Source organism: Tatumella morbirosei (assembly GCF_000757425.2).
Classification (GTDB): domain Bacteria; phylum Pseudomonadota; class Gammaproteobacteria; order Enterobacterales; family Enterobacteriaceae; genus Tatumella; species Tatumella morbirosei.
In genome coordinates this window covers 206,369-232,622 of the sequence record NZ_JPKR02000001.1, presented here as the reverse complement: position 1 = coordinate 232,622, position 26,254 = coordinate 206,369, and the positions used below count along the sequence as shown (strand labels likewise).

23 protein-coding genes are annotated in these 26,254 nt (G+C 52.9%); 12 read left to right on the top strand and 11 right to left on the bottom strand.

Going from position 1 to position 26,254, the window contains the following annotated elements:
• Positions 1-26 precede the first annotated feature (26 nt).
• The 5 genes from HA49_RS01060 to HA49_RS01040 form a co-directional block, all read right to left on the bottom strand.
• The gene (locus HA49_RS01060; protein WP_038017301.1) at positions 27-509 is read right to left on the bottom strand and encodes a NanQ anomerase/TabA/YiaL family protein; all 483 of its coding nucleotides are present in this window, start codon (positions 507-509) and stop codon (positions 27-29) included.
• Complete coding sequence (locus HA49_RS01055) at positions 509-1,444, bottom strand: dihydrodipicolinate synthase family protein (protein ID WP_038017299.1); 936 nt, start codon at positions 1,442-1,444, stop codon at positions 509-511. Before HA49_RS01055 ends, HA49_RS01060 begins: the two co-directional genes overlap by 1 nt.
• A gap of 39 nt (positions 1,445-1,483) precedes the next feature.
• Positions 1,484-2,692 (bottom strand): ribokinase, encoded by a 1,209-nt coding sequence (gene rbsK / locus HA49_RS01050; protein WP_038017297.1) that lies wholly within the window; start codon positions 2,690-2,692, stop codon positions 1,484-1,486.
• Positions 2,693-3,107: 415 nt separating this feature from the next.
• Complete coding sequence (locus tag HA49_RS01045) at positions 3,108-3,275, bottom strand: DUF1427 family protein (protein WP_038017295.1); 168 nt, start codon at positions 3,273-3,275, stop codon at positions 3,108-3,110.
• The gene (locus HA49_RS01040) at positions 3,272-3,838 is read right to left on the bottom strand and encodes an NADPH-dependent FMN reductase (protein ID WP_038017292.1); all 567 of its coding nucleotides are present in this window, start codon (positions 3,836-3,838) and stop codon (positions 3,272-3,274) included. Before HA49_RS01040 ends, HA49_RS01045 begins: the two co-directional genes overlap by 4 nt.
• Before the next feature lie 136 nt (positions 3,839-3,974).
• Here HA49_RS01040 and HA49_RS01035 point away from each other — a divergent pair, with 136 nt between their 5' ends.
• Positions 3,975-4,727: a helix-turn-helix domain-containing protein gene (locus HA49_RS01035; protein ID WP_038017409.1), complete on the top strand. Its 753-nt coding sequence runs from the start codon at positions 3,975-3,977 to the stop codon at positions 4,725-4,727.
• 36 nt (positions 4,728-4,763) lie between these two features.
• On the opposite strand, the gene lpxP is transcribed toward HA49_RS01035, so the two are convergent.
• Entirely contained in the window at positions 4,764-5,684 is a 921-nt protein-coding gene (gene lpxP / locus HA49_RS01030) for a kdo(2)-lipid IV(A) palmitoleoyltransferase (protein WP_038017291.1), read from the bottom strand.
• A 537-nt stretch (positions 5,685-6,221) separates the two neighbouring features.
• Here lpxP and HA49_RS01025 point away from each other — a divergent pair.
• Entirely contained in the window at positions 6,222-7,460 is a 1,239-nt protein-coding gene (locus HA49_RS01025) for a chloride channel protein (RefSeq protein WP_038017289.1), read from the top strand.
• Positions 7,461-7,635: 175 nt separating this feature from the next.
• Here the strand turns inward: HA49_RS01025 and HA49_RS01020 are convergent, their stop codons facing one another.
• The 4 genes from HA49_RS01020 to HA49_RS01005 all read right to left on the bottom strand — a co-directional run bounded on the left by HA49_RS01020 (position 7,636) and on the right by HA49_RS01005 (position 14,913).
• Complete coding sequence (locus HA49_RS01020) at positions 7,636-9,051, bottom strand: efflux transporter outer membrane subunit (RefSeq protein ID WP_156994495.1); 1,416 nt, start codon at positions 9,049-9,051, stop codon at positions 7,636-7,638.
• Positions 9,041-12,178: an efflux RND transporter permease subunit gene (locus HA49_RS01015; protein ID WP_038017287.1), complete on the bottom strand. Its 3,138-nt coding sequence runs from the start codon at positions 12,176-12,178 to the stop codon at positions 9,041-9,043. Before HA49_RS01015 ends, HA49_RS01020 begins: the two co-directional genes overlap by 11 nt.
• Positions 12,179-12,187: 9 nt before the next feature.
• Positions 12,188-13,324 carry an efflux RND transporter periplasmic adaptor subunit gene (locus tag HA49_RS01010; RefSeq protein WP_038017285.1) on the bottom strand — a complete coding sequence of 379 codons (1,137 nt, stop codon included), beginning with the start codon at positions 13,322-13,324 and terminating at the stop codon, positions 12,188-12,190.
• A gap of 875 nt (positions 13,325-14,199) precedes the next feature.
• On the bottom strand, positions 14,200-14,913 hold the full coding sequence (locus HA49_RS01005; RefSeq protein WP_084706337.1) for a DsbA family protein: 714 nt from the start codon (positions 14,911-14,913) through the stop codon (positions 14,200-14,202).
• 316 nt (positions 14,914-15,229) lie between these two features.
• On the opposite strand from HA49_RS01005, the gene HA49_RS01000 reads away from it, so the two are divergent.
• The 9 genes from HA49_RS01000 to HA49_RS00960 all read left to right on the top strand — a co-directional run bounded on the left by HA49_RS01000 (position 15,230) and on the right by HA49_RS00960 (position 24,451).
• Positions 15,230-16,342: a metallophosphoesterase gene (locus HA49_RS01000; RefSeq protein WP_211259034.1), complete on the top strand. Its 1,113-nt coding sequence runs from the start codon at positions 15,230-15,232 to the stop codon at positions 16,340-16,342.
• A gap of 108 nt (positions 16,343-16,450) precedes the next feature.
• A complete protein-coding gene (locus HA49_RS00995; RefSeq protein WP_038017281.1) occupies positions 16,451-17,245 on the top strand; it encodes an SDR family NAD(P)-dependent oxidoreductase in 795 nt (264 codons plus the stop codon).
• Positions 17,246-17,531: 286 nt separating this feature from the next.
• Positions 17,532-18,398: a MurR/RpiR family transcriptional regulator gene (locus HA49_RS00990; RefSeq protein WP_038017279.1), complete on the top strand. Its 867-nt coding sequence runs from the start codon at positions 17,532-17,534 to the stop codon at positions 18,396-18,398.
• 18 nt (positions 18,399-18,416) lie between these two features.
• A complete protein-coding gene (ddpX, locus tag HA49_RS00985; protein WP_038017277.1) occupies positions 18,417-19,001 on the top strand; it encodes a D-alanyl-D-alanine dipeptidase in 585 nt (194 codons plus the stop codon).
• On the top strand, positions 18,998-20,560 hold the full coding sequence (locus HA49_RS00980) for an ABC transporter substrate-binding protein (protein ID WP_038017275.1): 1,563 nt from the start codon (positions 18,998-19,000) through the stop codon (positions 20,558-20,560). Before ddpX ends, HA49_RS00980 begins: the two co-directional genes overlap by 4 nt.
• Before the next feature lie 64 nt (positions 20,561-20,624).
• The gene (locus HA49_RS00975; RefSeq protein ID WP_038017273.1) at positions 20,625-21,647 is read left to right on the top strand and encodes an ABC transporter permease; all 1,023 of its coding nucleotides are present in this window, start codon (positions 20,625-20,627) and stop codon (positions 21,645-21,647) included.
• The gene (gene ddpC / locus HA49_RS00970; RefSeq protein WP_038017271.1) at positions 21,644-22,537 is read left to right on the top strand and encodes a D,D-dipeptide ABC transporter permease; all 894 of its coding nucleotides are present in this window, start codon (positions 21,644-21,646) and stop codon (positions 22,535-22,537) included. The genes HA49_RS00975 and ddpC overlap by 4 nt, the downstream gene beginning before the upstream one ends.
• Complete coding sequence (locus HA49_RS00965) at positions 22,537-23,523, top strand: ABC transporter ATP-binding protein (RefSeq protein WP_038017269.1); 987 nt, start codon at positions 22,537-22,539, stop codon at positions 23,521-23,523. Before ddpC ends, HA49_RS00965 begins: the two co-directional genes overlap by 1 nt.
• Positions 23,516-24,451, top strand: a complete 936-nt coding sequence (locus HA49_RS00960) for an oligopeptide/dipeptide ABC transporter ATP-binding protein (protein WP_038017268.1) — start codon at positions 23,516-23,518, stop codon at positions 24,449-24,451. Before HA49_RS00965 ends, HA49_RS00960 begins: the two co-directional genes overlap by 8 nt.
• A 30-nt stretch (positions 24,452-24,481) precedes the next feature.
• On the opposite strand, the gene HA49_RS00955 is transcribed toward HA49_RS00960, so the two are convergent.
• Positions 24,482-25,243, bottom strand: a complete 762-nt coding sequence (locus HA49_RS00955; protein WP_038017266.1) for a GntR family transcriptional regulator — start codon at positions 25,241-25,243, stop codon at positions 24,482-24,484.
• A gap of 233 nt (positions 25,244-25,476) precedes the next feature.
• Here HA49_RS00955 and HA49_RS00950 point away from each other — a divergent pair, with 233 nt between their 5' ends.
• Positions 25,477-26,253: an ABC transporter substrate-binding protein gene (locus tag HA49_RS00950; RefSeq protein WP_038017402.1), complete on the top strand. Its 777-nt coding sequence runs from the start codon at positions 25,477-25,479 to the stop codon at positions 26,251-26,253.
• Position 26,254 lies beyond the last annotated feature (1 nt).

Sequence of the window (26,254 nt, the reverse complement as noted above, 5' to 3'; positions counted from 1 at the left end):
GGGCTGAGGTAAGATTTTTCATTATTTTAGCTCCGGTTAAATAAACTCAGATTTATTTTTATCACCGCCTTGGTGATCGGCAGCGGCTGGTTCACCTGGCAACAGGGCCGGTGAACGTCTTCCGGAAAAAATACCGCAAACATACCGGGCCGCAACGAAATGACCGTTTCCTCAGCGACAGACTGATAGAAGACGATATCTTTTTCATGGCTGGCTTCGCCGTCCTGCGGAAAACTGGCCTGATAGCGACAAACCCCAATATTCTCTTCACCACTTAACAGATACTGAAGATCCACATAGCGGAAATGAGATTCCGGTCGCTGCACTTCAAATGCTGCGGTTACCGACTGCTGCACCAGACAGAACATCTGATTGTCCGGCAAAATATCGTATTTTCCGGGAAGCATTTGCGTAAAGTCCTGCGCTTCTATCCATGTCAGCGCCTGACGAATGATCGGGTGGAAGGCCTGAAATCCTGAATCCTTAGACCGGGCCTGTGACAGCAACATCAGTGGCCACCCTGCTGAGTGATACGCTGTTGCCACTGCGCCGTGCCACGCCAGATTTGGTCGAGAATAACCTCCAGTCCCCAGTATTTTTCCAGCACATTATCCCGGGTCACACGACAGTGATCACTGTTGAAAGTCTCTAACCGCTGATGCCAGATTTTGGCATTTTTCGGATAGCCCAGGGTTTCGGTGACCGCCGCCAGCGACAGGAAAATCGCCAGTTCATCGGCCAGCGCCTGGTGTTGTGCGCCGTGGTGATAGAGCCAGACATACAACGCCGGATGGAAGTTAGTAAATACACCGCTAAAACCGCGTGACCCCGCCTGAATGGCCGGCCAGGCGATGGCAGCATTGGCATTAATAATATTCAGTGGCGTCCCTTCGGCTAACGCGACACGGCGTTTCACCGTTGGCAGGTCACAGCTGACATCTTTCAGCACCACGAAACGGCCACTGCGGGCGCAGAAACTAAACTCTTCATCGCTAAGTAAACGGCGATACGGGGCCGGACATTCGTATAATCCCAGCGGCATCGAGGCTGGCAAGGTGTCCATTAACTGTTGCAGGTTAGAGATAAACACCTCACTGCCCTGCTGTTGCGGGTCCAGATGGTTAGTCACCAGTACCAGCGCATCAATCCCGGTGTTGGCCATCGCACTCAGTTCTGTTTTCTGTGCGGCAAGATCATCGCTGATATGTCCGGAGGCAATTACCGGTATCCGGCCGTTCACCTGGCGCACCACAAATTCAGCCAGTTCAACCCGCTCTTCCAGGCTCAGGTACTGCATTTCGCTGGACTGACAGACAGCAAACAGAGCATCGACTCCCTGGCTAAGATACCAGTCAATCAGTCGTGTCAGCCCCGGGTAATCCACCTGATTATCCGCAGTGAACGGGGTTAGCATCACCGGAACAATGCCTTCAATCGCTTTCATAAGAAACTCCTTAACAAGAATATGGGATATCTGAACCGTTCAGCGTCGGGACAGACGGCTGACGGCTTGTTCACGGGAAGGCATATTCGATGCTCCTTCGCGCTCCACCGCCAACGATGCAAATGCAGAAGCAAAAGTGGCTGCCTGGACTTCACTTTCGCCGGCAGCCAGCGCTGCGACAAAAGCACCATTAAAGGCATCACCCGCCCCCGTGGTATCGACACTGAGCGCAGGAAACGATGGGATATGCTGGAATTGCTGGCCGTCATATAACAGCGCGCCACGGGACCCCATGGTAATAATGATCTGCCGGGCACCCAGCGCGGCAATTTTACGGGCAGCCTGCTTTGCAGATTCAAGATCCTTAACTTCAATACCAGAGAGCACAGAGGCTTCGGTTTCGTTGGGCGTCAGAATATCGACCATCGGTAACCAGCTGATAATCTCTTCGGAAACCGGTGCCGGGTTCAGTACCACCCGCACCGACAACTCTTTTGCCAGGCGAATCGCATTCAGGGTGGCATCGAAATTGTTTTCCAGCTGTACCAGTAATATTTCTGAACTTGCCAGCTCTTCGGCCATATCGGCAATTTCATCACTGGTCAGGGTTTTGTTCGCCCCCGGATAAATGGCAATCATATTTTCGCCATTGGCTTCAGAAACATAGATAATGGCGTTACCGGTCGGTTCCTTTTCTGACTGCCAGAGCCGCAGTGAATGAATGTCAGACGCTGTCAGGTGGTCAAAGGCAAACTGGCTGAACTGGTCGCTGCCCACTTTAGACACAAAATGGACTTTTGCCCCGGCACAGCTGGCAGCCAGTGCCTGGTTAGCGCCTTTGCCGCCCGGCCCCAGTGAACTCCCTTTTGCCAGCAGTGACTCACCGCCTTTGGGAAAACGCTCCACTCTGGCCACGATATCGACATTAAATGACCCAAGAATGCAGACCTTGCCGTTCATAGCTTCCCCTTGCAGTTTTTTCCGTGATTGTTGTTGATGATTAATTCTGGCCAGCAGTACTTCGAAGGTCTCTCCGGATTCTGCAATCAGCCGACTGTTCAGTGAGCGACGGATCACGGTAGCGCCGCCGTGGCAGCGTTCGATCCGTCCTTCCATCGCCAGCGCGTTCAGATCACTGCGGATAGTTTCTTTCGTCACGCCGAACTGCTCTGCAAGACCGGTGACCGTGGCCCGTTCATATTCTTCCAGCCATGCATAAATTTTCTGGCGTCTTTCGGACTGAAACATAATGACCTCTGTAGTTTTCAAAACAGACTAGGGGGTTAGAAGATGCAGTAAAGTGACTCCCTTCATAACTTACGGGGCAAAACGGAAACAAACAAAAATTGGCAAAAATTAGCGTAATAATATCCGGCGTCTTAAGTAATACCTGCCAGGAGAATAGTATGGTCGTTGAAGAGATGTGCTGCGGGTTTCAGGCGGGGACATTCCGGGCTCTGGCGGAATTATCCCGCCAGACAGCCCTGAAGGAGAACAGGAATTACAGGGAAGGTCATAAGGAGTAAGTACTCACCGGGTAGAGCTTCAGCCAGTGGCAAGACCGGGCCAACCCGAACAGAAACAGGCCCGACGCAGAACACGCTCTGCGACAGGCCCTTCGCGCAGACCCGCATTATCGGCTGTCACACCGGCGGCGGTCAGATCAATGAAAGTAACTGCTCAATGTGCGGAAAATAACGCTGCCAGCAAATACGCCAAAAGCCCCGACAATCCCGGTCATCGTCGGAGGGGCCGGCAAGGGGAGTTTCAGCCAGGTGAAGAATAATCCGACCGACAAGCCCGCCATCAATGCATAAAATAGCTGCATCATTGCGCTCCTCGGGCGGCATTCACCTGGCGCAGAAACTGCTGCAGGATTTTATCCAGATGCAGACAAGTGGCCTCATCTGTCAGTCGTCCTTGCGTCACCTTTTGACCGGCATAGGTAATCGCGACTTCCGGCAACGGATAGAGCTGGCACAGCATCGACGCCAGAGTTTCACGCATCTGATACTGTGCCCGCACTCCACCCAGCATCCCCTGCGACAGAGTGACAAAGAACACCGGTTTTCCGGCCATCACGCTATGAAAAGCCGGTCGGGATAACCAGTCGAGGGCATTCTTCAATACCCCCGGGATACCATGATTGAACTCTGGCACGACCATCAGCAATGCATCTGCTTCAGCCACCTGACGGCGAGCCCGGATGACCTGCGCCGGGCCATCAGCTGTTTCCAAATCCTGATTATAAAAAGGGAAATCACCAATGCAGAGGGCTTCGGTTTGGGTGCCTGCAGGTAGCATGCTGAACAGAGCGTTCAGCACTATCTTACTCAAAGAGTCCTGGCGCAGGCTGCCGGCATATCCGGCAATTCGTAAAGGGGTCGTTGTCATCGCTTAATCTCCCGGTTGGTTTTTCACCGTTCACTGTGACTGGCATTATGACGAAATAAGTGATAAAAACATTCGCGAATCGGACAAATTTTGCCGCGAGACAGCCATGTTGCCAGCTTTGCCGGAAATCAGGGAAGTGTTTCACCCTGCAGGCACCTCTCTCAGCCTTCATCAGCATCCTGAAGGACAGTTGACCTTTGTCATACAGGGAACGTCAACCATTATGACCCGTGAAGGCTGGTGGCTGGCCTCTCCGGGCCAGGCTATCTGGATCATTCCGCAATGTCCTCACCGTGCCTCGTACAGCGAATCTTCACAGGTGATTCAGTTGATGTTGCCAGAGTCGCTGGCAGGCGGCCTGCCCGCAGGCTGTAAGACACTGAATGTTTCCAGCTTGCTGCGGGAACTGTTACTGGAAGCCCTGACGTTTCGTCGCCCGGGACGTGACAGCAGTGATACCAGCCTTGTCTGGCAACTGATACTGCATCAGGTCACCCATGCTCCGGAGACCCTGACCCTGTTTATTCCCCAGGGGCAGGACCGGCGGTTACAACAAGTCACCTGGCATCTGAAGCAGAACCCGGGGAATGAGCAAACCCTGTCGGAACTGGCGGAGCAACATGGTTGCAGTAGCCGGACACTGGCACGGCTATTTCGTTCTGAAACCGGCATGACATTTACCCGCTGGCGCGATCATTTGCGGGTCATTACGGCGGTAGACAGGCTGAGCCAGGGACAACCCCTGCACAGGGTAGCAACAGAGCTGGGATATCAGTCAGCCAACAGCTTTTCGACCATGTTTAGCCGCTTGCTGGGGGCACCACCGGGGCGCTATATGAGACAACTGGCGGTCACAGAATCAATATCCGGCCGCCAGTCAGAGCGATAAAGCAGATTCCGGCAGAAAGGCTCTGCCGGAGGAAGATTAGACATACAGAGAGGCTTCACCCAGCGGTCGGGTTTTAAACCGCCGGTGGACCCACATGTACTGCTCAGGGGCACGCATGATCTCTTTCTCGATCACCCGGTTCATATAAGCCGCTGCCATCATTTCGCTGGATGGAAAATCCTGCAATGGTGCTTCGATGTGCAACTTATAGCCTTTACCATCCGGTTTACGCACCAGGGTAATGGTCAGCAGCGCGGCATGTGACAGTCGTGACAGCACATAAGTCCCGTTGGTCGTCGCCACATTATTCACCCCGAAGAACGGGACGAATGAACTGCCTTTACTGCCATAATCCTGATCAGGGGCAAACCAGACAGCTTCGCCCTGTTTTAATTTTCCGACCATGCCACGCAAATCACGGCGGTCAATCATCTCTTTATTGGAACGTAACCGGCCACGGGTCTGTACCCACTCCATCAGCGGATTATTGTGCGGACGGTAGGTGGCCATCATGGGCTGACAAATCCCCATCACCCTGCCGCCGAGTTCCAGCGACATAAAGTGAACACCCACACACATCACACCCCGCCGCCCGGACTGGGCATCACGCAGATTTTGCAGGCCTTCGACATCAAACCATTTGCGGATCCGTTTGTCGGACCAAAACCACGCCATGCCGGTTTCGATCAGTCCGAGACCGAGAGACTCAAAATTTCGTTGCAGAAAAATATCCTGATCCTGCTGACTCATGCCGGGAAAGCACAACCGGATATTCTGGCTGGCGATAGATTTTCGCCGTTTAAGAAAAGGCTGCGACCAGGAACCCAGCCGTTTGCCGAGAGCCAGCAGCAACGGATAAGGGAGCTTCACCAGACACCACAGAAAGCCAATGCCCAGCCACAACATTAAATACTTTGGATTCAAAAAGCTGAACCTGAACCCTTTACTCTTTTTCATACCACTACCACCAATTCATAAGCAGACATCGAGCTATGTCCGGTAACTCAGACAAACTGGCGGATAAATAATTCAGGAACCATAATGTAACAATTTAGGTCAGCAACTATATTGGCCAGCAATTCATGGTAGGTTTTTTAGCGAACAGAGGGAACTGGAAAAGTGAGTACTTACGCAGAATTACTGTTTTTTTACTTTATCCCTAACATTTGTGCTGATAATTGTAAAAAACAGCAGCAGAACAGGGCGAAACACTTGTCACTTCTGTAGCCAACCGCCGCTCTTTCAGTTCAAAATTTTTGCCGTTAATTGCCCTAAAAACAGATTTTTCTGTATGACCGGTTCACTCAGTGAGCTGTGATTTCAGTCAGTTTTCTCTGAGGGGCTGTTTATCATTCCGAAGCCGAAATGCATTAGAACAATAACTGTTTTTTCAGACTTTACCGGGATTCACCCACGTCGTTGTTTCCGGGTTGAGGCTAAAGCTGCGATAATCCCGTCCACTCAATGATTTTCCCCGGATAAAAAGGTGGCTGGATGACAAAGTCTGTTAAATTCGCCGGAGCTGTCGTACTGACAGGGATCATTTCCGGTGTGGGGGGAATGCTGCTGGCAATGTTATTACATGTCATTCAGCATCTGGCCTTTGGTTACAGTCCGGACACGATTATCAGTGCCGAAAGTTTTTTACAGGGTGTCAGTGACGCCAGCCCCCAACGCCGGGTCATTGCACTTCTCTGTGGCGGGCTGATCGCAGGGATTGGCTGGTGGTTACTGGCCCGTTATGGTAAACCCCGGGTGTCTGTGGATGCGGCAGTAAAAGATGTCAGCCGGCCAATGCCATTGATAACCACCTTTATCCATGCCCTGTTGCAGATTATCACTGTCGCCCTGGGGTCTCCGTTGGGCCGTGAAGTCGCCCCGCGCGAAATCGGCGCTCTGGGGGCCACTTCGCTCACCCGGGGACTGAAGCTGGATGCCGGACAGAGCAAAGTGCTTATCGCCTGCGGGGCCGGGGCTGGTCTGGCCGCCGTGTATAACGTGCCGCTGGCCGGGGCGATTTTTACTTTGGAAGTCCTGCTGATCTCATTTCGCTGGAACTACGTGCTGCCTGCGATGGTGACCTCATCGGTTGCGGCACTGGTCGCCAGCTTTGGTCTGGGAACTGGCTCCCAATATCACTTTTCTGCGCCCACTGCCGATACCACGCTGATTGTCTGGGCCATCGTGACTTCGCCGATTTTTGGTTATGCCGCACATCTGTTTCGTCGCTATACCGCTCATGCCCGCAAAGGTATTAAAACTAACTGGCAGATGCCAGTGCTGTGTCTGGTCAGCTTCGGCCTGACCGGCCTGCTCTCCGTATGGTTTCCGCAATTACCGGGCAACGGTAAAGGTCCGACTCAGCTGGCCCTGCACGGTGATTTACAGGGGATGCTGCCAGTGTTGCTGCTGCTGTTTAAACTGGTGCTGGTCTGGGGAGTGTTACGTGCCGGCGCCGAAGGTGGGGTGCTGACTCCGGGTTTTACGGTGGGTGCCTTGCTGGCCAGTATACTGTTTAGTCTGTGTTCCGGATTTCTGCCAGCGGCTGATCAAGGGTCGATAGCGCTGATCGGTGCTGCCGCGTTTCTGGCATCCTCGATGCAGATGCCATTAACTACGGTGCTACTGGCCGCAGAATTCACCCGCATGGACAGCTCGCTGGTCATCCCGGTCGTACTGGCCGTGGGCGGTTCATTTGCTGTCTGCTGTGCGATAGAAAAACGGGCCAAATAACCCGGGCACCCTGCCCCGGATAATCCCCTGTTGTCCGGGTGACAAAAATTAACCTCAGGGAATGGTGAAAAAACCAACGGGTAAAAAATAAAAGGCCTGACGGCAAGGAACAGTCCTTTTGGTCAGGCCTTAAGAGTGCAGTACGGGGCGCTAAGCGCTAAGCCCCGCTCTCCGGTCACTGGCGGGTTTGGGTCCAGCCACCACCCAGTACTTTATACAGGGTAATTTTCTGAGTCAGCATGCCCAGGTGTGCCGCAATCTGTGACTGCTCAGCAGTATACCAGGAACGCTGAGCCACCAGCACGGCCAGATAATCATCAATCCCTTCCCGGTAGCGTAGCTGTGAATAACGGTAATCACGCTCTCCGGCATCCGCTTCCTGAGTCACGGCCTGTAACTGGCTTGCCCAGGTATCCTGACCTGCCAGCTGGTCGTTAACTTCCTGGAACGCAGTCTGGATGGTTTTCTCGTAGTTCGCGATATCCACCCGTTTTTCCAGATTGGCGATATTCAGGTTCGCCTGGTTCACACCACCGTCAAAGATGGGCAGGCTGATGGTTGGCAGGAATTCCCAGGCACCGGTACCGCCCCCCAGAAGATGGCTTAATGAACCACTGGTCGATCCGCCGCTGGCGGTCAGGCTGATACTTGGGAAGAACGCTGCCCTGGCCGCACCAATATTGGCATTGGCCGCTTTCAGGGTATGTTCTGCCGCAATAATATCCGGGCGACGGGTCAGCAAATCAGAAGGCAGTCCGGCTGGCGTCGGCGGGAAGTTCCAGTGGTTGTTCAGTGTCGCCCCTGCCAAAAGCGTTGGAGGCAGGTCAGTACCCACCAACAACCGCAGGGCATCCACATCCTGACGCACCTGGCGGGTATAATTCGCGACATCTGCCTGAGCACTTCGCAGTGTCATTTCAGCTTCGGCCAGATCCTGATCACTGCTGACCCCGCCGTCATAACTCATTTTGGTCAGACGGTACGAGTCTTGCTGACTCTGCACGGTTTCCTGTGCCAGATGCAATAAATCGTTATCTGAACAAAGTGTCAGCCATGAGGTCGCCACTTCCGCAATCAACGAAATACGGGTGGCCTGCTCAGTGGCGGCTGTCGAAAGATAAGTTTCCTGTGCTTCATCTTTCAGGCTGCGTAAACGGCCGAAGAAGTCCAGCTCCCAGGAAGAGACCCCCAGTCCTGCATTCAGTTCATGGTCTGTGACCGCACCGGTACTCTTAGTGCTGTACAGGCCGGCCGGCAGGTGTTCGGTGGTAGAGGAAGCGTTGGCGGTAATAGTTGGCATTAACGCAGCGCGGTTGATGGTGACCTCATTGCGTGCCTCCTCCACATTCAGCGCCGCTACCCGCAGATCACGATTGTTATCCAGCGCCAGCTGAATCAGGTTCTGCAACTTCGGATCAGTAAAGAATTGCTGCCAGGACAAATCGGCCACATTACCTACCGGCGTTGCCATGTTGTAAGTGGCATCTACCGGCATGGCCGGACGTTTATAATCGGGCTGCAAAGAGCAACCCGCCAGCCCCAGGGCGGCTACCATCGGCAGCAGCTTCCATGAGAGAGGTTTAATCATCATGTTTACTCACCTCAACAGGGTGTTTGTTCTTCCTGCCAGAGAAAAATTGCGACACCACGACATAGAACATAGGCACAAAGAAGATTGCCAGGAAAGTTGCCGTCAGCATCCCCCCGACAACCGCTGTACCGATCGAATGCTGGCTACCGGCACCGGCGCCATCGGAGATAGTCAGTGGGAATACCCCAAGAATAAAGGCCATTGAAGTCATGATAATTGGCCGGATACGCATCTGAGCAGCATCTTTTGCGGCCTCAATAAACGACTTACCTTCCCGTTCATGAGCTTCTTTCGCAAATTCCACAATCAGGATGGCGTTTTTCGCCGCCAGCCCGATGGTAGTCAGCAACCCTACCTGGAAGAATACGTCATTACTCAGCCCACGAATTAACACGGCGGCAATGGTTCCCAGTACCCCTAACGGGACCACCAGGATCACCGAGAACGGAATTGACCAGCTCTCATACAGTGCTGCCAGGCACAGGAAGACCACCAGGATAGACAGCCCGTACAGCGCATAGGTCTGGTTACCGGAAGCCTGTTCCTCGTAAGAGATGCCGTACCACTGAACACGGAAACCAGACGGCAGTTGTTTCGCTATCTGCTCCATCGCTTTCATGGCCTCACCCGTACTGTAGCCGGGTGCCGGAGAGCCCTGAATCTCTTCAGACTGCAGACCGTTAAACCGTTCATAGTGCGGAGAACCACTGACCCATTTACCACTGCCGAAGGCAGACCACGGAACCATATCGCCGGCACTGTTACGGAAGTACCACTTATTCAGATCTTCAGGCGTGACACGGGAACTCGCTTTCCCCATCAGATAGACTTTTTTCACCCGTCCGTGATACATGAACTGGTCTACATAGCTGGAGCCCCAGGCGACGGAAATGGTGTTGTTAATATCCGTCAGACTTAGCCCCAGCGCGCTGGCACGTTCATCATCGATGATTAACTGGTACTGTGGCTCATCTTCCATACCGTTAAGGCGAACACCTGCAAGGCGTGGATCTTTGTTCGCCAGTTCAATCAGCTTATTCGCCGCAGCCATCATCTGCAGGTGACTGTGCGCGCCGGTATCCTGCAGGTACATGTCGAACCCGGTAGCATTACCCAGTTCCAGTACCGCAGGCGGAACCATCGCGATAATCTTCGCATTTTTATAATTGGCGAAATGCGCGGTCGTCCTGGCGGCCACATTGAACACACTGTCTCCGGCTTTAGTGCGCTTGCTCCAGTCTTTCAACAATACGAAGGCCATACCACTGTTCTGACCACGACCGGCAAAGTTAAAGCCGTTCACCCCAAATACACTGCCGACCAGACCCCCTTCATCCTTGAGCAAATATGCGTTCAGATCGTTGATCACCTGCTGAGTCCGTTGTGCGGATGCGTTGACGGGCAGCGTCATCTGCACCATCATCAGCCCCTGGTCCTCGTTAGGCAGGAAGGTGGTGGGTACCCGGGTAAACAGGAAGCCAGTCACTCCGACAATGACCAGATAGACCAGCATAAACAGACCACGGCGTGACAAAATACCGTTCACACCACGCCGGTACTGCAGAGTCCCGCGTTCAAAGTTGCGGTTGAACCAGCCGGCCAACCCACGGGTTTTGGTTTCTGCCGCGGTGGGTTTCAGGATAGTTGCACAGAGTGCCGGGGTAAAAATCAGCGCCATCAGCACCGACAGACCCATCGCCGAAACGATAGTTACGGAGAACTGGCGGTAAATGACCCCGGTCGATCCGGAGAAAAAGGCCATCGGTAATAATACCGCCGACAAAACCAGTGCAATCCCGAACAGTGCCCCCTGGATCTGTTGCATCGATTTTATGGTGGCAGCCTTCGGATCCAGGTGCTCTTCATGCATCACCCTCTCAACGTTTTCCACCACCACGATGGCATCATCCACCAGCAAACCTATCGCCAGCACCATACCGAACATCGTCAGGGTGTTGATGCTGTAGCCGAAGATTTCCAGGATACCGAAAGTTCCCAGCAGTACGACCGGAACCACCAGAGTAGTAATCATGGTAGCGCGCAGATTCTGCAGGAAGATCAACATCACGAAGAAGACCAGCACAATCGCTTCAATCAGCGTGTGTACCACATCTTTGATTGAGGCGCTCACCACCGGAGCGGTGGTGTACGGGTAAACCACCTGGACACCCGCAGGCAGCGAACTTTTCAGACCCTCGACCGTTTGTTGTACCGCTTTCGAGGTATCCAGCTCATTAGCTCCGGTCGCCAGTTCAATCGCAATACCGGCGGAAGGCATACCATTCAGTGTGGCGTTAATGGTATAGGCCTGCGGACCTAACGACACATTTGCCACGTCTTTCAGGCGGATTTGCGAACCGTCAGAATTGACTTTCAGCAGCACATTCCGGAACTGATTCACCGTAGTAAAACGGGACTTACCAAGAATGGTAGCCTGAGTTTTAGCGCCGGGAATGGTCGGTAAACCTCCTAACTGTCCCGCAGAGACCTGTACGTTCTGGTTGTCTATCGCGGTGCTGACATCGCTGGGAATCAGGTTGTATTTATACAGTTTGGCCGGGTCCAGCCAGATACGCATCGCATATTCGGCCCCCATCACCATAAAGTCACCCACCCCGGGGGTCCGGGAAATCGGGTCTTCCAGTTTAGACACCAGCAGGTCCGCCAGGTCACCATTACTCAGCTTGCCGTCTTTGGAAATCAGACCAACCACCATCATGTAGTTTTTCTGATACTTACGGATACGAATACCCTGATCCGTTACACTGCTTGGTAACTGCGATTCGGCCAGCGACACACGGTCCTGTACCTGCACCTGAGCGATATCGGGATTGGTTCCCTGATTAAAGGTGGCGATAATCTGGGCGCTACCATCACTGCTGGTCGTCGATTCCAGATAACGTAAACCATCCAGACCGTTTAGCTGCTGCTCAATAACCTGAACGACAGTGTTCTGGGTGGTTTCGGCGCTGGCACCCGGGTAAGTCACCGATACTGATATCGCCGGAGCAGCAATATTCGGATACTGGTTAACCGGCAGATTGAGCGTAGAAATCGCCCCCACCAGCATGACGATAATCGCAATGACCCAGGCGAAGACAGGCCGTTCAATAAAGAACTTAGACATCAGGCCTCCTTATTGTGCCGCAGCATCAGTCATCGACAAATTGACTTTGCCCGCCACCGGAGTGTCATTGGTATCCGCTGCCACCGTTTTGACTTTGCCGCCGACGTGTACACTCTGCAACCCGTTGACAATCACCTGCTGCCCGGCAGATAACCCCTGAGTGATCAGCCATTTCTCGCCAATCATCTCGCCGGTAGTCACACTCTGCTGAGCCACGGTGCCATCCTTCTGCACCAGATAAACATAAGGCAGCCCTTTGTCATCATGCATGATGGATTCCTGAGGCACCAAAATCCCCTGTTGCTGGATGGCCTGTGGCAGGCTGGCATGCACAAACATACCGGGTAATAACTCATCATGTGGGTTCGGGAAGACAGCCCTCAGCACGACGGTGCCGGTGGCCTCATTGACGTTAACTTCAGAGAAGGCCAGCTTGCCTTCCAGAGGATATTCGCTGCCATCTTCCAGTTGCAGACGAACTGCCGCTTCGTTATCTCCCACTTTCTCCAGTTTGCCTTCCGCCTGAGCACGGCGCAGACGCAGCAGATCGGCAGAGGATTCACTCACATCCACGTAAATCGGATTGAGTTGTTGGATAGTGGCCAGATAATCGGTCTGGCCGTTTGTGACCAGGGCACCTTCGGTATACAACGAACGACTGATATGGCCGGAGAACGGTGCTCTGACCTGAGTGTAATTCAGGTTAACACGGGCCGTTTCCAGATCAGCCTTCGCCTCACGTTCGGCGGCTACAGCATCCTGATATGTTTGCTGGCTGACTGCATGGGCGGCGGCCAGCGGCTGATAACGTTTGCTAAGCATCTCATCATTTTGCCAGGTAGCCAGGGCTTTATCATAAGCCGCCTGGTAAGTCGCCGGGTCAATCTGATACAAAGGCTGGCCCTGCTTAACTTCGCCCCCTTCGGTAAACAGGATTTTTTGAATGACACCACTGACCTGGGGTCTGACTTCAGCGGTTTTCACGGCATCTGTCCGGCCCGGTAACCGGGTAAATAAAGTCACTGGCTCACTTTTCAGGGTGATCGTACCAACCTCGGGTGGTGCCGAAGAAGCTGGCTGTGAAGCCCCCTGGTCACAGGCTGTCAGTAAAAATACCGCACTGACAGAAAGAAATTTCAATCTCATAATTTATCTCAACATGGACAGGGAAAGGAAAATGACCTGATTTTTTTCATGATATGCCATCAGAAAAAGGTAAATTTGACGCCTGTTGTAAAGATTTCGTGAAGCATCGTTGCAAAAAGAAACCATTCACAGACGGTCTCTGAAACGGCCGGATATGTCCGAAAAGACCGCCAGGAATAAGCTTTATCGTGATAATCCTGCGTTCAGGCATGATAATAAGCGGGTGTTATTATTTACGGGCAAGCTGAATTTACCGCTTACCTGATGGCAGAAATAAAATAACCTACATGAGTTGGCTGGCCGATGTCTCACATAAAACATCAAGCTTTTGATAATAAATATGAACAACTAAGAATTATGTTAATAGCCAGATATTGCGGGTGAATAATACAGCAGGTGTCGGGTGTGGGGATATTCAGGGGATTTATCGAAAAAAAATAACCCGGATGGCCGGAGGCTCCCTTAAACAGGATTCACCTAAAAATGACAGGTATTAGCGTATCCTGACGAGTTTCGTGGAGTTCATTTGTAACCACATTCACTTTTCGCTACATTTACTCTTATCATTTTACCGGTGATAGTTATCCCCCGGTTGTCCGCACCACTTATTACCGGCGCACACCCAAAACCTGAAAAAATAATCAGCAAGCCGTCATCAAGTAAAACAAAATCGATAAAGATGTAGCGATAAAGTAAAAATAAAACGTAAAGATGAATATCGCATTAAATGAAAAAATAAATTCTGATAATCAGTCTATACCGGTTCATTCAGAATTTCAGAAACAATAATCAGTTAAATGAAATAAGAAAATAATATCGCCGTCGGGTAAACTCATATTTACCCGACAGCCAGCAGATTATTATCCTGTCCCGCCTTATTCCTGCGCTTTTTTAATCGCTGCCCGAATAATATCTGCAGGGACAAATCCGGGGATCACTGTGACCTGGTCTGCTTTCGCATTACCGCCGGAAGGCATCACGACCATCGCCGGGGTGCCGCCAAATCCCAGCTTCAATGCGAGGCTGTTCACTGACTCCAGTTCCTTATCCACAACCGGTGCTATTTGCCCGGCAAATCCTGTGGCTTGTGCGGCCACACGGATATCATTGTCTGTCAGAGTACCCTCGGTTTTCCCGGAGGAAAACACTGCCTGGTGATACTGTATGTAGGCATCGTTCCCTTTCTGCCGCCAGATTTGCAACCCGGTTTTGGCGGCAGCCAACGAGGCAGGCCAGCGACTGGCAAAAATCGGCCAGTCCTTAAACACCACCCGAAGTTGAGGATTATTACGGGTCACTTCGCTGATTTCATTTTGCAACCGGCCACAATACATACACTGATAGTCAAAAAACACTACCAAAGTCACAGGGGCATCTGCCGGCCCCACCACCGGCGACACCGTTTCTCCGGTTAATAATTGTTGTTGTTCCACTGCAACTTTTAGCTGCCCGGGGTTGTTGTCCCGGTATTCCCATAACTGTGCGGCAGCGTCCTCAGACGCGCCATAGGCAAGTGGCATCAGGGTCAGACAACCTAACCCCGCCATCAGGGCAATACACAATCGCTGTATTCCTGTCACTTTATTCATTACTGATATTCTCGCTGTTGCCGGACTCAGCCTGTCGGCAGGCCCTGTGAAGAAAAATAGGTATAAACTGCTGCTATTTCGCAGGAATTTCACAGGATTGTAACTTATCTGTCGTTCGCCAATCCCTGCCGGGATCAAATTATGTTTAAAAATCACCCGGCAGAGCCCTGAAAACAGACAGTGGCTTAGCGGAAACGCCAGCAGGGAACCGGCAACATGAGTTAACCGATTGGGGGATCAGGGTCTGCGGATTTGTCCCTGTTATGGAAGGGCATGCTACTATGAATAGATGTCAGGCATTTTTACAGGAGTAGCCGTGCTTTCATTCGTTACCCCGATAATGGCGCTGGTGATTGGCTGGCGTTTTATCTTACATCTACCACTTCCTGCCACCCTCAGAGTTTTAATTTTTGTTTTTGTCCTGCTGATTGCGGAATGCCATCTGATCTACCGTCGGCTGTTCGGCAATATGTTTTCGCCGGAATTTCCACAACCGGTGATGGTGGCCATCAATGCACTGTTTGGCGCAGAAATTCTGTTTACTCTGCTGCTGGCGATTCAGGCATTGTGCAGTCTGGTTGCATGGCTGGCAGGACACCCGCTGTTACGCACCCAACAAATCAACGGTGTGTTGTTGCTGATTTCACTGGTGGTGGCCGGTTATGCCGCCTGGCAGGCGGTAAAGGTCCCGGCAGTAAAACAGGTGACCGTGAAAATCGCCCACCTGCCGGCAGCCTTTGAAGGCTATCGTCTGGTTCAACTGACAGACCTGCACGCCAGTTCCCTGTTGCGTAGCCAGTGGATGACACAGGTGGTGCAGCGGACTAATGCCCTGAACGCCGATTTAATTACCATGACAGGAGACATTGCCGACGGTACCGTAGAAAACCGCCGTCAGGACGTCGCCCCGCTGAAAGCGTTAAGGGCTAAAGATGGCGTTCTCGCCATTCCCGGCAATCACGAATATTACGTCGACTTTGACGGATGGATGAAAGAGGTCGCATCGCTGGGTATGCAGGAACTGCAAAACCAGTCGGTACGAATCTTCCGCGGCAGTGACAGTATTGTGGTGGCAGGTGTCACCGATGAAGCGGCTCTGCGTTTTTCAAAGCCAGGCCCCTCATTAGATGAAGCACTGCAGGGAGTTACGGCAGAGGATACAGTGATTCTGATGGATCACCGGCCAGTCAATGCCAGACAGAATGCGGAGGCCGGGGTAGATCTACAACTGTCGGGGCATACCCATGGCGGAATGGTGCCGGGGCTGGATTTACTGGTGAAGCGAGCCAATCATGGATTTTATTCCGGCGAATACCGGTTGGGCCGCATGCTGCTGTATGTCAGTAACGGCACCGGACTGTGGAATGGCTTTGCCTTGCGGCTCGGACATCCCTCAGAAATCACGCTATTTACTCTGCAAAAAGGCTAACGCACTGCCGCTTTTTTTACCGCTCAGTGCTGCTTTTTGTTAAGTCATTTTACTGCATCCTGCCAGGATGAAGGTTCCCGATGCCATCAATACTCAGAGGAACAGCTAATGAACATTGATCTTTCTGGAAAAACTGCTCTGGTCACCGCCTCCACCGGCGGTATTGGTTTCGCCATCGCCCGGGGGCTGGCCGAAAGTGGCGCCGAAGTGGTGATTAATAGCCGCAGCGAACAGCGGGTGCAACAGGCCATTGCCGACCTTCGGTCCCGCCTGCCGTCAGCAAAACTGCGGGGTATTGCGGCAGACTTAAGCCAGCCCGAAGGTGTGGAGCAACTGACGGCAGCACTGCCACACACCGATATTCTGGTGAATAATGCCGGGATCTACGGTCCTCAGGATTTTTTTGAGACCGATGATGCACTGTGGGAGAGTTACTGGCAGACCAACGTGATGTCCGGGGTGCGTCTGTCCCGCCATTATTTGCCGGCAATGACCGCGAATCAGTGGGGCCGGGTGGTATTTATCTCATCTGAATCCGCACGTAATATCCCTGCTGACATGATCCATTATGGGGTCAGTAAAACGGCGCAACTGGCTCTGTCCCGCGGTCTGGCGAAACGGGTGGCCGGCAGCGGTGTCACGGTGAACAGCGTCCTGCCCGGACCGACATTGTCTGAAGGTTTTCACGACATGCTGGCGGAAGAAGCCCGGCGTACCGGTAAAACTATCGAAGAGTTTGGCAAAGAATTTGTCATGGCTAACCGCCCTTCCTCGGTAATTCAACGTCCGGCAAGCGTCGATGAAGTCGCCAGCATGGTGATCTATATCTGTTCTTTGCAGGCATCGGCCACCTCCGGTGCCGCGTTACGGGTGGATGGTGGTGTGGTGGATGATATTCTCTGACATCGTCTGATACCTGCCCGCCCTGTCCTGGTGACTGGGCGGTTATCCCGTCACTTTTATCCCCTTGCTGTCCGTTTTTATCCATTTCCGCTGCACTACGTTGATTCAGTTGCACCGAAGCATGCTCTTTCTCCTGACCAGCCTCTCTGTTTTCATCCGACAGCAAAAACTCATCCCTATGATTTTAAATAATTTTAGCTCTTTTTTTAAAACTGGCATATATCCTGCTTTGTTAGCGGAGTGACAGAGTGCCACCGAATGACAGCTAACTAACATTGGGTCTGTAATGAACACCAGCTCCGGATTTTTCAAAACGATCGAAGAGGCTTTCAGCCATCAGACGCCGAGCGATAAGCGGATCAGTGCCTGGCTGCTCAGCAATCGCGAACAGATCCCGTATGAAACGGCCGATAGTATCGCCCGTGCCACCGGCACCAGTGGCATCACCGTTGGGCGGTATCTGAGAAAACTGGGATTCAGAAACCTGGAGGATGTAAAAAACATTCTGCGTGAAGTTCCGCAAACCTCCTACAAACCCTGGGGAGTGATCGACAGGCTGGACTCCTGGGAACAACAGAAGTCATTGCCGGACCGCGCCAGCCAGTCATTACAAATGGAGTTGGATGCGATTAAATATGTTTATCAGCTGGCGCAGTCTGAAATCTTTAGCCGCGTCAGCCAGCAGATCGCCACTGCCGATGCAGTCATCGTGTTAGGGGTGCAGTCCACCCGGGGTCTTGCCCATACCTTCTTCAGCCACCTGGAATACCTGCGACCCCGCGTCAGTTATGCCGATGGCAGTTCCGGTAGCTGGCTGGAATCGCTGAATTCTGAATATAAAAATCCGTATGTGATTCTGACCGACACCCGCGCTTATTCTGCGGCCGCCCGCCAGTTTTGTGAGGTCGCTTCAAGGTCTGGTGTTCCGACCGCGCTGGTTACCGATATCTGGTGCCCGTGGGCGCGGGATTACAGCGTCGATCTTCTGCAGGTAAAAACCGATACCGGCAACTTCTGGGACTCTCTGGCCCCCATAAGCTGCCTGTTTAATCTTCTGCTGTCGGCAGTGGTCGGACAAATCGGGCCGGGTATTTCAGACCGGCTTGCCCGCAACCGCCGTCTACAACAGGAATTTGGTCAGTTCGAACGCTAACCTCTCAGGGACTTTTAGATGACTCAGGAAACACAACTTGTCGATATTGCAGAGAAATTTCCGCAACTGCTGATCGATATGAAATATGCCACCGCCGATAATATTACCCATCAGCCGATTTACAGTACTTCGCAGTGTCTGCTGCATCCTGAAGCTGCCGCAGCGCTGTCCCGCAGCATCAATATCGCTGAGCTGTCAGGCTTCAGAATTCTGGTACTGGATGCCTACCGGCCACAACAGGCCCAGCAACTGCTGTGGGATGCCTGCCCGAATCAGGACTATGTGGTACCACTATCACAGGGTTCAAATCACAGCCGTGGCACGGCCATCGATGTCACCCTGGTGGATGACAGCGGGCAGATTCTCGATATGGGAACCGGCTTCGACGAAATGAATGAACTGTCTCACCCTTACCATCCGGCACTCAGCCAGAGATTCCAGCGTAATCGCCTGCTGCTCAACGCCATCATGTTCGGCGGGGGATTTACCGGAATAGCCACTGAATGGTGGCATTTCGAATTACCGGGAGCGGCGGCCTATCCGCTTATCGATGATGTTTTCCCTTGTATTAGCCCGGCACAGACTGACGGAGTATTTCCATGAAAATTAAGTTCACCGCTACCGGGGGCGTATTGCCTCTGCTTATCGCCGCTATCATCACCTCAGCGACTGCGCCGGTTCTGGCCGCAGTGCCAAAAAATATGTTGGTGATCGGTAAAGCCGCCGATCCTCAGACGCTCGACCCGGCAGTCACTATTGATAACAACGACTGGACCGTCACCTACCCGGCCTATCAGCGGCTGGTAAAATATAAAACCGAAAATGGCAAAGGAGCGACCGATGTCGAAGGTGACCTGGCACAAAGCTGGAAGAGTTCAGCAGATGGTAAGGTCTGGACCTTTACTTTACGTAAAGGGGAAGAGTTTGATGACGGGACCCCGGTGACCGCCGAAGCCGTTAAACTGTCCTTTGATCGCCTGATGCGACTAAAACAAGGTCCTTCGGAAGCCTTCCCTGACGGGCTGAAAGTGGAAGCCCTGGATCCGCAGACGGTGCAGTTTACTCTGCCTGCCCCATTTGCCCCCTTCCTGTTCACCCTGGCCAACGACGGTGCTTCAGTCATTAACCCGGCGGTCCTGAAAGCTAATGCCGCCGATGATGCCCGTGGCTACCTGGCAGAACATACCGCCGGTTCCGGAGCCTATATGCTGCAACGCTGGCAGAAAGGTCAGCAGTTGGTATTAGTCCCTAACCCACATTTTGCCGGACCGAAACCTGCCTTTAAACGGGTTGCAGTGAAAATCATCAGTGAAAGCGCCGCCCGTCGTCTGCAACTGGAGAAAGGCGATATTGATGTTGCCGACTCATTGCCGGTGGATCAGTTTGCCGCACTGAAGAAGCAAAATGAGGTGGCGGTGTATGACTATCCTGCCTTGCGGGTGACCTATCTCTATCTCAATAACAGCAAAGCCCCGTTAAACCAGCCGGATTTACGCCGCGCCATCTCCTGGGCTACCGACTATCAGGGCATGGTTTCCGGTATTCTCGGTGGCAATGGCAAACAGATGCGGGGCCCTATCCCGGAAGGGATGTGGGGTTATGATGCCAGTGCGATGCAGTACTCTCTGGATCTGACTAAGGCCAAAGCAGAGATGGCCAAAGTCTCCGATAAACCGGCCAGCCTGTCATTCCTTTATTCCGACAATGATCCGAACTGGGAGCCTATCGCTTTATCCATGCAGGCAAACCTGAAAAAACTGGGTATCGACGTGAAGCTGGAAAAACTGGCCAATGCCACCATGCGCGATCGTATTGGTAAAGGTGACTACGATATCGCCATTGGTAACTGGAGCCCGGACTTTGCTGACCCCTATATGTTTATGAACTACTGGTTCGAATCCGATAAAAAGGGCCTGCCTGGCAACCGTTCGTTTTATTCCAATCCACAGGTGGATGCGCTGCTAAAACAGGCAGTGGCAACCTCTGACCAGGCAAAACGTACCGCGTTATATCAGCAGGCGGAAAAAACGGTGATTGCTGATGCGGCCTACGTTTACCTGTTCCAGAAAAACTATCAGGTCGGTATGAACAAATCGGTAAAAGGCTACGTATTCAACCCGATGCTGGAACAAATTTTTAATATTGCAGAGATGAGCAAATAAAAAAATCTTAAGCAATTCGTCCTGATGGTTCGGGGCCGGCTTCGGCCCCGCTAAGGAAGCAATGATGAATTTCTGGAGTTTAATCAGACAACGGAGCTGGGGGTTACTGCTGGTTGTCGCCGGGGTGTGCGTGATTACCTTTATTATCTCGCATCTTATTCCCGGCGACCCGGCCCGTCTGCTGGCAGGAGATCGCGCCAGTGACGAAATTGTTCAGCATATCCGTGAACAGCTGGGGCTGAACCTGCCGCTCTGGCAACAGTTTCTCAGATACGTGGAGCAACTGCTGCACGGTGATCTCGGCACCTCAATCCGTACCGGACGACCGGTGCTGGAAGATCTAAAAACCTATTTTCCGGCCACGCTGGAACTGGCCTGTTGTGCATTGTTCATCGCCCTGCTGGTGGGTATTCCGTTAGGAGTGCTGTCTGCCGTGTATAAAAATCGCTGGCTGGACCATCTGGTGCGGTTGCTCGCCCTGACCGGCATTTCCACCCCCGCCTTCTGGCTGGGACTGGGAGTGATTGTGTTGTTCTACGGCAAACTGAATCTGCTGCCCGGAGGGGGGCGGTTGGATGACTGGTTAGATCCACCGCACCGGGTCACCGGTTTTTACCTGATTGATTCACTGATTAGCGGCGATATGGACGTGTTCGTCAATGCGCTGCAACATTTGATTTTACCGGCCACGACTCTGGCTTTTGTGCATCTCGGTATCGTCGCGCGGCAGATCCGTTCCGCCATGCTCGAACAACTGAGTGAAGACTATATCCGTACAGCACGGGCCAGTGGCCTGAGCCAGTTTAGCGTGGTGGTGCGTTATGCCTTACCTAATGCTTTGATCCCTTCGGTGACCGTGCTGGGACTGGCGCTGGGGGATTTGCTGTACGGTGCGGTACTGACCGAAACCGTGTTCGCCTGGCCCGGGATGGGGGCTTATGTCGTCAGTTCTATTCAGGCGCTGGATTTTCCGGCGGTGATGGGCTTTGCGATTGTCGTCTCGTTTGCTTATGTGCTGGTCAACCTGCTGGTCGACCTGTTGTATCTATGGATTGACCCGCGTATGGGTCGGGGAGCAGAGAAATGACCGTATCCGGCCCGTCAGTCGCCATCAAAAGCCCGTGCCGGCGTAATGGTGTCTGGAGACGACGATTCTGGCTTATCAGCAGAAGTCCGCTGACCCTGGTCGGCGGCGCGATTATTGCCATCATGTTGTTACTGATGATCTTTGGGCCGTGGATCGTTCCTCAGGATCCCGATGCCATTAACCTGGCGGCCCGTTTACAGCCGCCCGGCAGTGCACACTGGTTCGGCACCGATGAAGTGGGACGTGATCTGTTTAGCCGGGTGATTGCCGGCGCGCAGCAGTCCGTGGCCGCCGGGCTGGCCGTGGTATTGATTGCCGGGATAAGCGGGTCACTGCTTGGCTGTTTGTCCGGCGTACTGGGAGGGCGCGGCGATGCACTGATTATGCGGCTGATGGATATCATGTTATCCATTCCGTCGCTGGTACTGACGATGGCGCTGGCGGCAGCCCTGGGTCCAAGCCTGTTTAATGCCATGCTGGCAATCGCGATTGTCCGGATTCCGTTTTATGTCCGGCTGGCGCGAGGTCAGACTCTGATTGTCAGGCAGCATACCTTCGTCGAAGCAGCGAAAACCTTTGGCGCTTCCCGCTGGCACCTGATCAGCTGGCATATTCTACGCAATGCTCTGCCCCCGTTGGTGGTTCAGGCCTCGCTGGATATCGGCAGCGCCATTCTGATGGCCGCGACATTAGGATTTATTGGTCTGGGGGCCCAGCAACCCACGGCGGAATGGGGGGCGATGGTGGCCGTAGGCCGTAATTATGTGCTTGATCAATGGTGGTATTGTACCTTCCCGGGCGCCGCGATTCTGATTACCGCCATCGGCTTCAATCTGTTTGGCGACGGGATTCAGGATCTGCTTGATCCTAAATCCGGAGGGCGGAATTAATGAATCACAGAGTGTTAACCATCGAAAATCTGCGGCTGAGTTTTCCCGTTTATCAGGGTGAAGTCAGCGTACTCAATAATGTGTCATTGCATATTAATGCCGGAGAAATTGTCGGTGTGGTCGGTGAGTCCGGTTCAGGAAAATCAGTGACCGCCATGCTGTCTATGCGACTGATCCCACAAAACAGCTACCGGGTTCACAGTGGCAGTATAGAACTGCTGGGGACTGATGTGCTGCGGGCCAGCGAAACCGAAATGCGTAAACTGCGTGGCAATAAAGTCGCCATGATATTTCAGGAACCGATGACCGCCCTCAATCCGACACGACGTATCGGTCGGCAGATGGAAGACGTTATCCGCCAGCACCGCCCCCTGAACCGGAAACAGGCGCGGGAACGGGCGATAGAATTGTTAAGTGATATGCAGATTGCAGACCCGACCACCGTTATGCAACGTTACCCGTTTGAATTATCCGGCGGGATGCGTCAGCGGGTGATGATAGCTCTGGCCTTCTCCTGCGATCCTGAACTGCTGATTGCCGATGAACCCACCACGGCACTGGACGTCACAGTTCAGCGCCAGGTACTGCGTTTACTCAAACAAAAAGCCACAGCCACCGGAACCGCCGTGCTGTTTATCAGCCATGATATGGCGGTGGTCTCTCAGGTCTGTGACCGACTGTATGTAATGTATGCCGGTTCAGTGATAGAAAGCGGCCCGACCGCTCCCCTGCTCAGTACCCCTGCTCACCCCTATTCTGCCGGGTTACTGAGTTGTTCACCGGAAGGCAGCACTCCCCGGGCGGAACTGACCTCTATTCCCGGGACGGTCCCCAACCTGGCTAAGCTGCCGTCGGGCTGTGCTTTCCGCGAGCGCTGTTTTGCCGCCGGTACCGCCTGCGGTTCGATTCCGGCATTACAGCCGCAGACATCACCTGCCAGACAGGTTGCCTGCTGGTATCCTCAACCGGAGAACCCTCATGTCTGATACCTTATTAGCACTCAGTAACGTACAGGTTAATTTTCCGGCCAAAACCAACTGGCGGGGAAAAGCGACAGAATTTGTGCACGCCCTTAACGGACTGGATATGCAGATCCGGCGTGGCGAAACCTTAGGGATTGTCGGTGAGTCAGGATGTGGGAAAAGTACCCTGGCAAAATTGCTGATGGGCATGCTAAAGCCAAGCTCCGGCACGGTAGAACTCACCCGAACCCCAAACTCCTGGCTGGGGCGGGGAATGCAGATGGTATTTCAGGATCCACTGTCCTCGTTAGATCCAAGGCTGCCGGTCTGGCGAACCATAACCGAACCGGTGTGGATACAGTCTCACAGTTCTGAAAAACAGCGCCGGGCCCTGGCCGCCGAACTGGCGGAGAAAGTGGGAATACGTCCCGAGTATCTGGACCGGCCGCCGCACGCTTTCTCCGGCGGTCAACGGCAACGCATTGCCATCGCACGCGCCCTTTCAGGCCAGCCTGACATTATGGTGCTGGATGAACCCACTTCCGCGCTGGATATTTCGGTACAGGCACAGATACTGAATTTGCTGGTTGAACTGCAACAACAACGGAATCTCACCTACGTCCTGATTTCCCACAATGTGTCGGTGGTTCGCCATATGAGTGACCGGGTCGCGGTGATGTACCTGGGCCAGATCGTCGAAATTGGCGAGGCGGCTCAGGTGCTGGATTCCCCGCAACACCCCTACACCCGGCTGCTGATGGATTCTGTGCCACGCATTGGCGCAAGTCTGGAAGGCGTACCGGATAACAGCGAACTCCCGGGTAACCGTCACCTGCCGGAAGGATGCTATTTCAGGGAACGCTGCCCGTATGCCAGCGCTCAGTGCAGGCAACCGCAGCCGCTGCGTAACCTGTCTGACGGGCATGCGGTTCGTTGCCATTTACCGGAGTAAACGGCCTGAACATCACCAGCCCGCGACTGGCTAAGCGTTGATATCAGTCAGCGGCTGGTGAATCCGGAAAGCGACCTTATCAGGATGATTGACGGATACCAGATACTCCAGTGGAACCCCTGCAGAATCGCTGATTACGCCTTTATAAATCAGCGCAGGCGAATCGGGCGGAGCCTGTAATAATGACAACTCTTCCTCGTTCATCTTGCCGGCCCGAATCGTACCTTCATCCGCCGCAATAGTGACGCCGTAGTGCCCGGTCAGCAAGCGATACAGTGACCCATGTTGTTCCAGTATCTCTGCCGTCAGACCAGGCACCCGCTCTGCAGGCAGATAACTGGTTTCGATACAAAAGGGCACCCCATCCGCCATTCTCAGTCGTTTCAGCATAATGACCGGTGCAGTCAGCGGAATATGCAGGATTCTGGCCATGCCCTGACTGGCGGGAATCTGTTGGAAGTAAAGTAACCGGCTGCCTGCGGAGGCGCCATTGACGGTAGCTATCTGACTGATCCCCTGGATTACCGGCTGAATGAGTGGCCGCTCAAACATAATATTCTTCAGCCATGTTCCCTGATTGCCTCGTCGTTCGAGCACCCCCTGGTCAACTAACTCTGTTATCAGCTTACGCAGCGTTGCACGACTGACACCGATGAGTTCCGCCAGTTCGCGTTCGGCGGGGATCTGGTCTCCCGGGTTAAATTCGGTCCCGGATAGCAAGGCATGAATTTTTTCTCTGGCATCGAGATAACTTTTTCTGAGCCGACGCGGGGAATTCTGTGGGGTCATCATGGTCTGTTTTCAGTATCTGTCTGAAGGTTAAACGGCCCCCCATGGTCTGATTTAATTCCCTCTGTTGCAACTCTTTTTTTGGCCATCCCGGCACCCTCTACGCTCACCCAATCCAGACCACGATTCATATTAATTCCTTATATTTTAATATGTTATAAAATTTAATTGCATCTTACCCGGTGAAATAATATAACCACATGGTACTTTTTATGGTTCATTTTATGGAACTAAAAATGAAAAGATTATTATCTGTTATTACTCTGAGTATTGCCTGCCTGACATCCACCTCTGCCTTCAGTGCGGCATCTGAACTGAGGTTGGGCGTCGACGCGACCTTTCCTCCCTTTGAAAGCAAAGATGCCAGTGGTCACCTGCAAGGTTTTGATATTGATCTGGGCAATGCCATTTGCCAGCAGCTTCAGAGGAAATGTGTCTGGGTAGAAAATAGTTTTGACGGCCTGATCCCGGCACTTCAGGCCCGGAAATTCGATGCCATTATTTCTTCACTCTCCATCACTCCGGAAAGAGAGAAATCGATTAATTTCAGTGACAAACTTTTTAATACTCCCGCCTGGCTGGTCGCCGCAAAAGGGGGAAGCATTACCGATAATCCCGCCACACTGAAAGGAAAACGTGTTGGTGTGCAGCAGGGTTCGGTATTCGAAACCTATGCCAATACCTACTGGCGCCCGGCCGGGGTGGATGTCATTGCTTACCCGGATGCTAACTCGGTTTATGCCGATCTGGTGGCTGGACGATTAGATGCCACGCTGGATGACTCCAGTGTGATCAGCCAGACCCTGCTAAATCAGCCACAGGGCAAAGCATTTACCCGTATTCGTCAAATCAGGGATGACGCCATCTTTGGCCCCGGAACCGGCATCGGTATTCGCAAAAATGACACCGCACTGCAGACGCAACTGAATAATGCCATCCGTGCAATCCGTGCAGATGGAACCTATGAGCGTATCGCGAAAAAATACTTCAATTTCAATATTTATGGTGATTAAC

Excerpts from the sequence above, each read along its gene's own strand:
- ddpC (WP_038017271.1), top strand. The coding sequence starts at position 21,644 with ATGACCGTATCCGGCCCGTCAGTCGCCATCAAAAGCCCGTGCCGGCGT.
- HA49_RS01045 (WP_038017295.1), bottom strand. The coding sequence starts at position 3,275 with ATGATGCAGCTATTTTATGCATTGATGGCGGGCTTGTCGGTCGGATTA.
- HA49_RS01005 (WP_084706337.1), bottom strand. The coding sequence starts at position 14,913 with ATGAATAAAGTGACAGGAATACAGCGATTGTGTATTGCCCTGATGGCG.
- lpxP (WP_038017291.1), bottom strand. The coding sequence starts at position 5,684 with ATGAAAAAGAGTAAAGGGTTCAGGTTCAGCTTTTTGAATCCAAAGTAT.
- HA49_RS01020 (WP_156994495.1), bottom strand. The coding sequence starts at position 9,051 with ATGATGATTAAACCTCTCTCATGGAAGCTGCTGCCGATGGTAGCCGCC.
- HA49_RS00955 (WP_038017266.1), bottom strand. The coding sequence starts at position 25,243 with ATGATGACCCCACAGAATTCCCCGCGTCGGCTCAGAAAAAGTTATCTC.
- HA49_RS00950 (WP_038017402.1), top strand. The coding sequence starts at position 25,477 with ATGAAAAGATTATTATCTGTTATTACTCTGAGTATTGCCTGCCTGACA.
- HA49_RS00990 (WP_038017279.1), top strand. The coding sequence starts at position 17,532 with ATGAACACCAGCTCCGGATTTTTCAAAACGATCGAAGAGGCTTTCAGC.
- HA49_RS00995 (WP_038017281.1), top strand. The coding sequence starts at position 16,451 with ATGAACATTGATCTTTCTGGAAAAACTGCTCTGGTCACCGCCTCCACC.
- HA49_RS01010 (WP_038017285.1), bottom strand. The coding sequence starts at position 13,324 with ATGAGATTGAAATTTCTTTCTGTCAGTGCGGTATTTTTACTGACAGCC.
- HA49_RS01060 (WP_038017301.1), bottom strand. The coding sequence starts at position 509 with ATGTTGCTGTCACAGGCCCGGTCTAAGGATTCAGGATTTCAGGCCTTC.
- HA49_RS01025 (WP_038017289.1), top strand. The coding sequence starts at position 6,222 with ATGACAAAGTCTGTTAAATTCGCCGGAGCTGTCGTACTGACAGGGATC.
- HA49_RS00965 (WP_038017269.1), top strand. The coding sequence starts at position 22,537 with ATGAATCACAGAGTGTTAACCATCGAAAATCTGCGGCTGAGTTTTCCC.
- ddpX (WP_038017277.1), top strand. The coding sequence starts at position 18,417 with ATGACTCAGGAAACACAACTTGTCGATATTGCAGAGAAATTTCCGCAA.
- HA49_RS00980 (WP_038017275.1), top strand. The coding sequence starts at position 18,998 with ATGAAAATTAAGTTCACCGCTACCGGGGGCGTATTGCCTCTGCTTATC.
- HA49_RS01055 (WP_038017299.1), bottom strand. The coding sequence starts at position 1,444 with ATGAAAGCGATTGAAGGCATTGTTCCGGTGATGCTAACCCCGTTCACT.
- HA49_RS01040 (WP_038017292.1), bottom strand. The coding sequence starts at position 3,838 with ATGACAACGACCCCTTTACGAATTGCCGGATATGCCGGCAGCCTGCGC.
- rbsK (WP_038017297.1), bottom strand. The coding sequence starts at position 2,692 with ATGTTTCAGTCCGAAAGACGCCAGAAAATTTATGCATGGCTGGAAGAA.
- HA49_RS01015 (WP_038017287.1), bottom strand. The coding sequence starts at position 12,178 with ATGTCTAAGTTCTTTATTGAACGGCCTGTCTTCGCCTGGGTCATTGCG.
- HA49_RS00960 (WP_038017268.1), top strand. The coding sequence starts at position 23,516 with ATGTCTGATACCTTATTAGCACTCAGTAACGTACAGGTTAATTTTCCG.
- HA49_RS00975 (WP_038017273.1), top strand. The coding sequence starts at position 20,625 with ATGAATTTCTGGAGTTTAATCAGACAACGGAGCTGGGGGTTACTGCTG.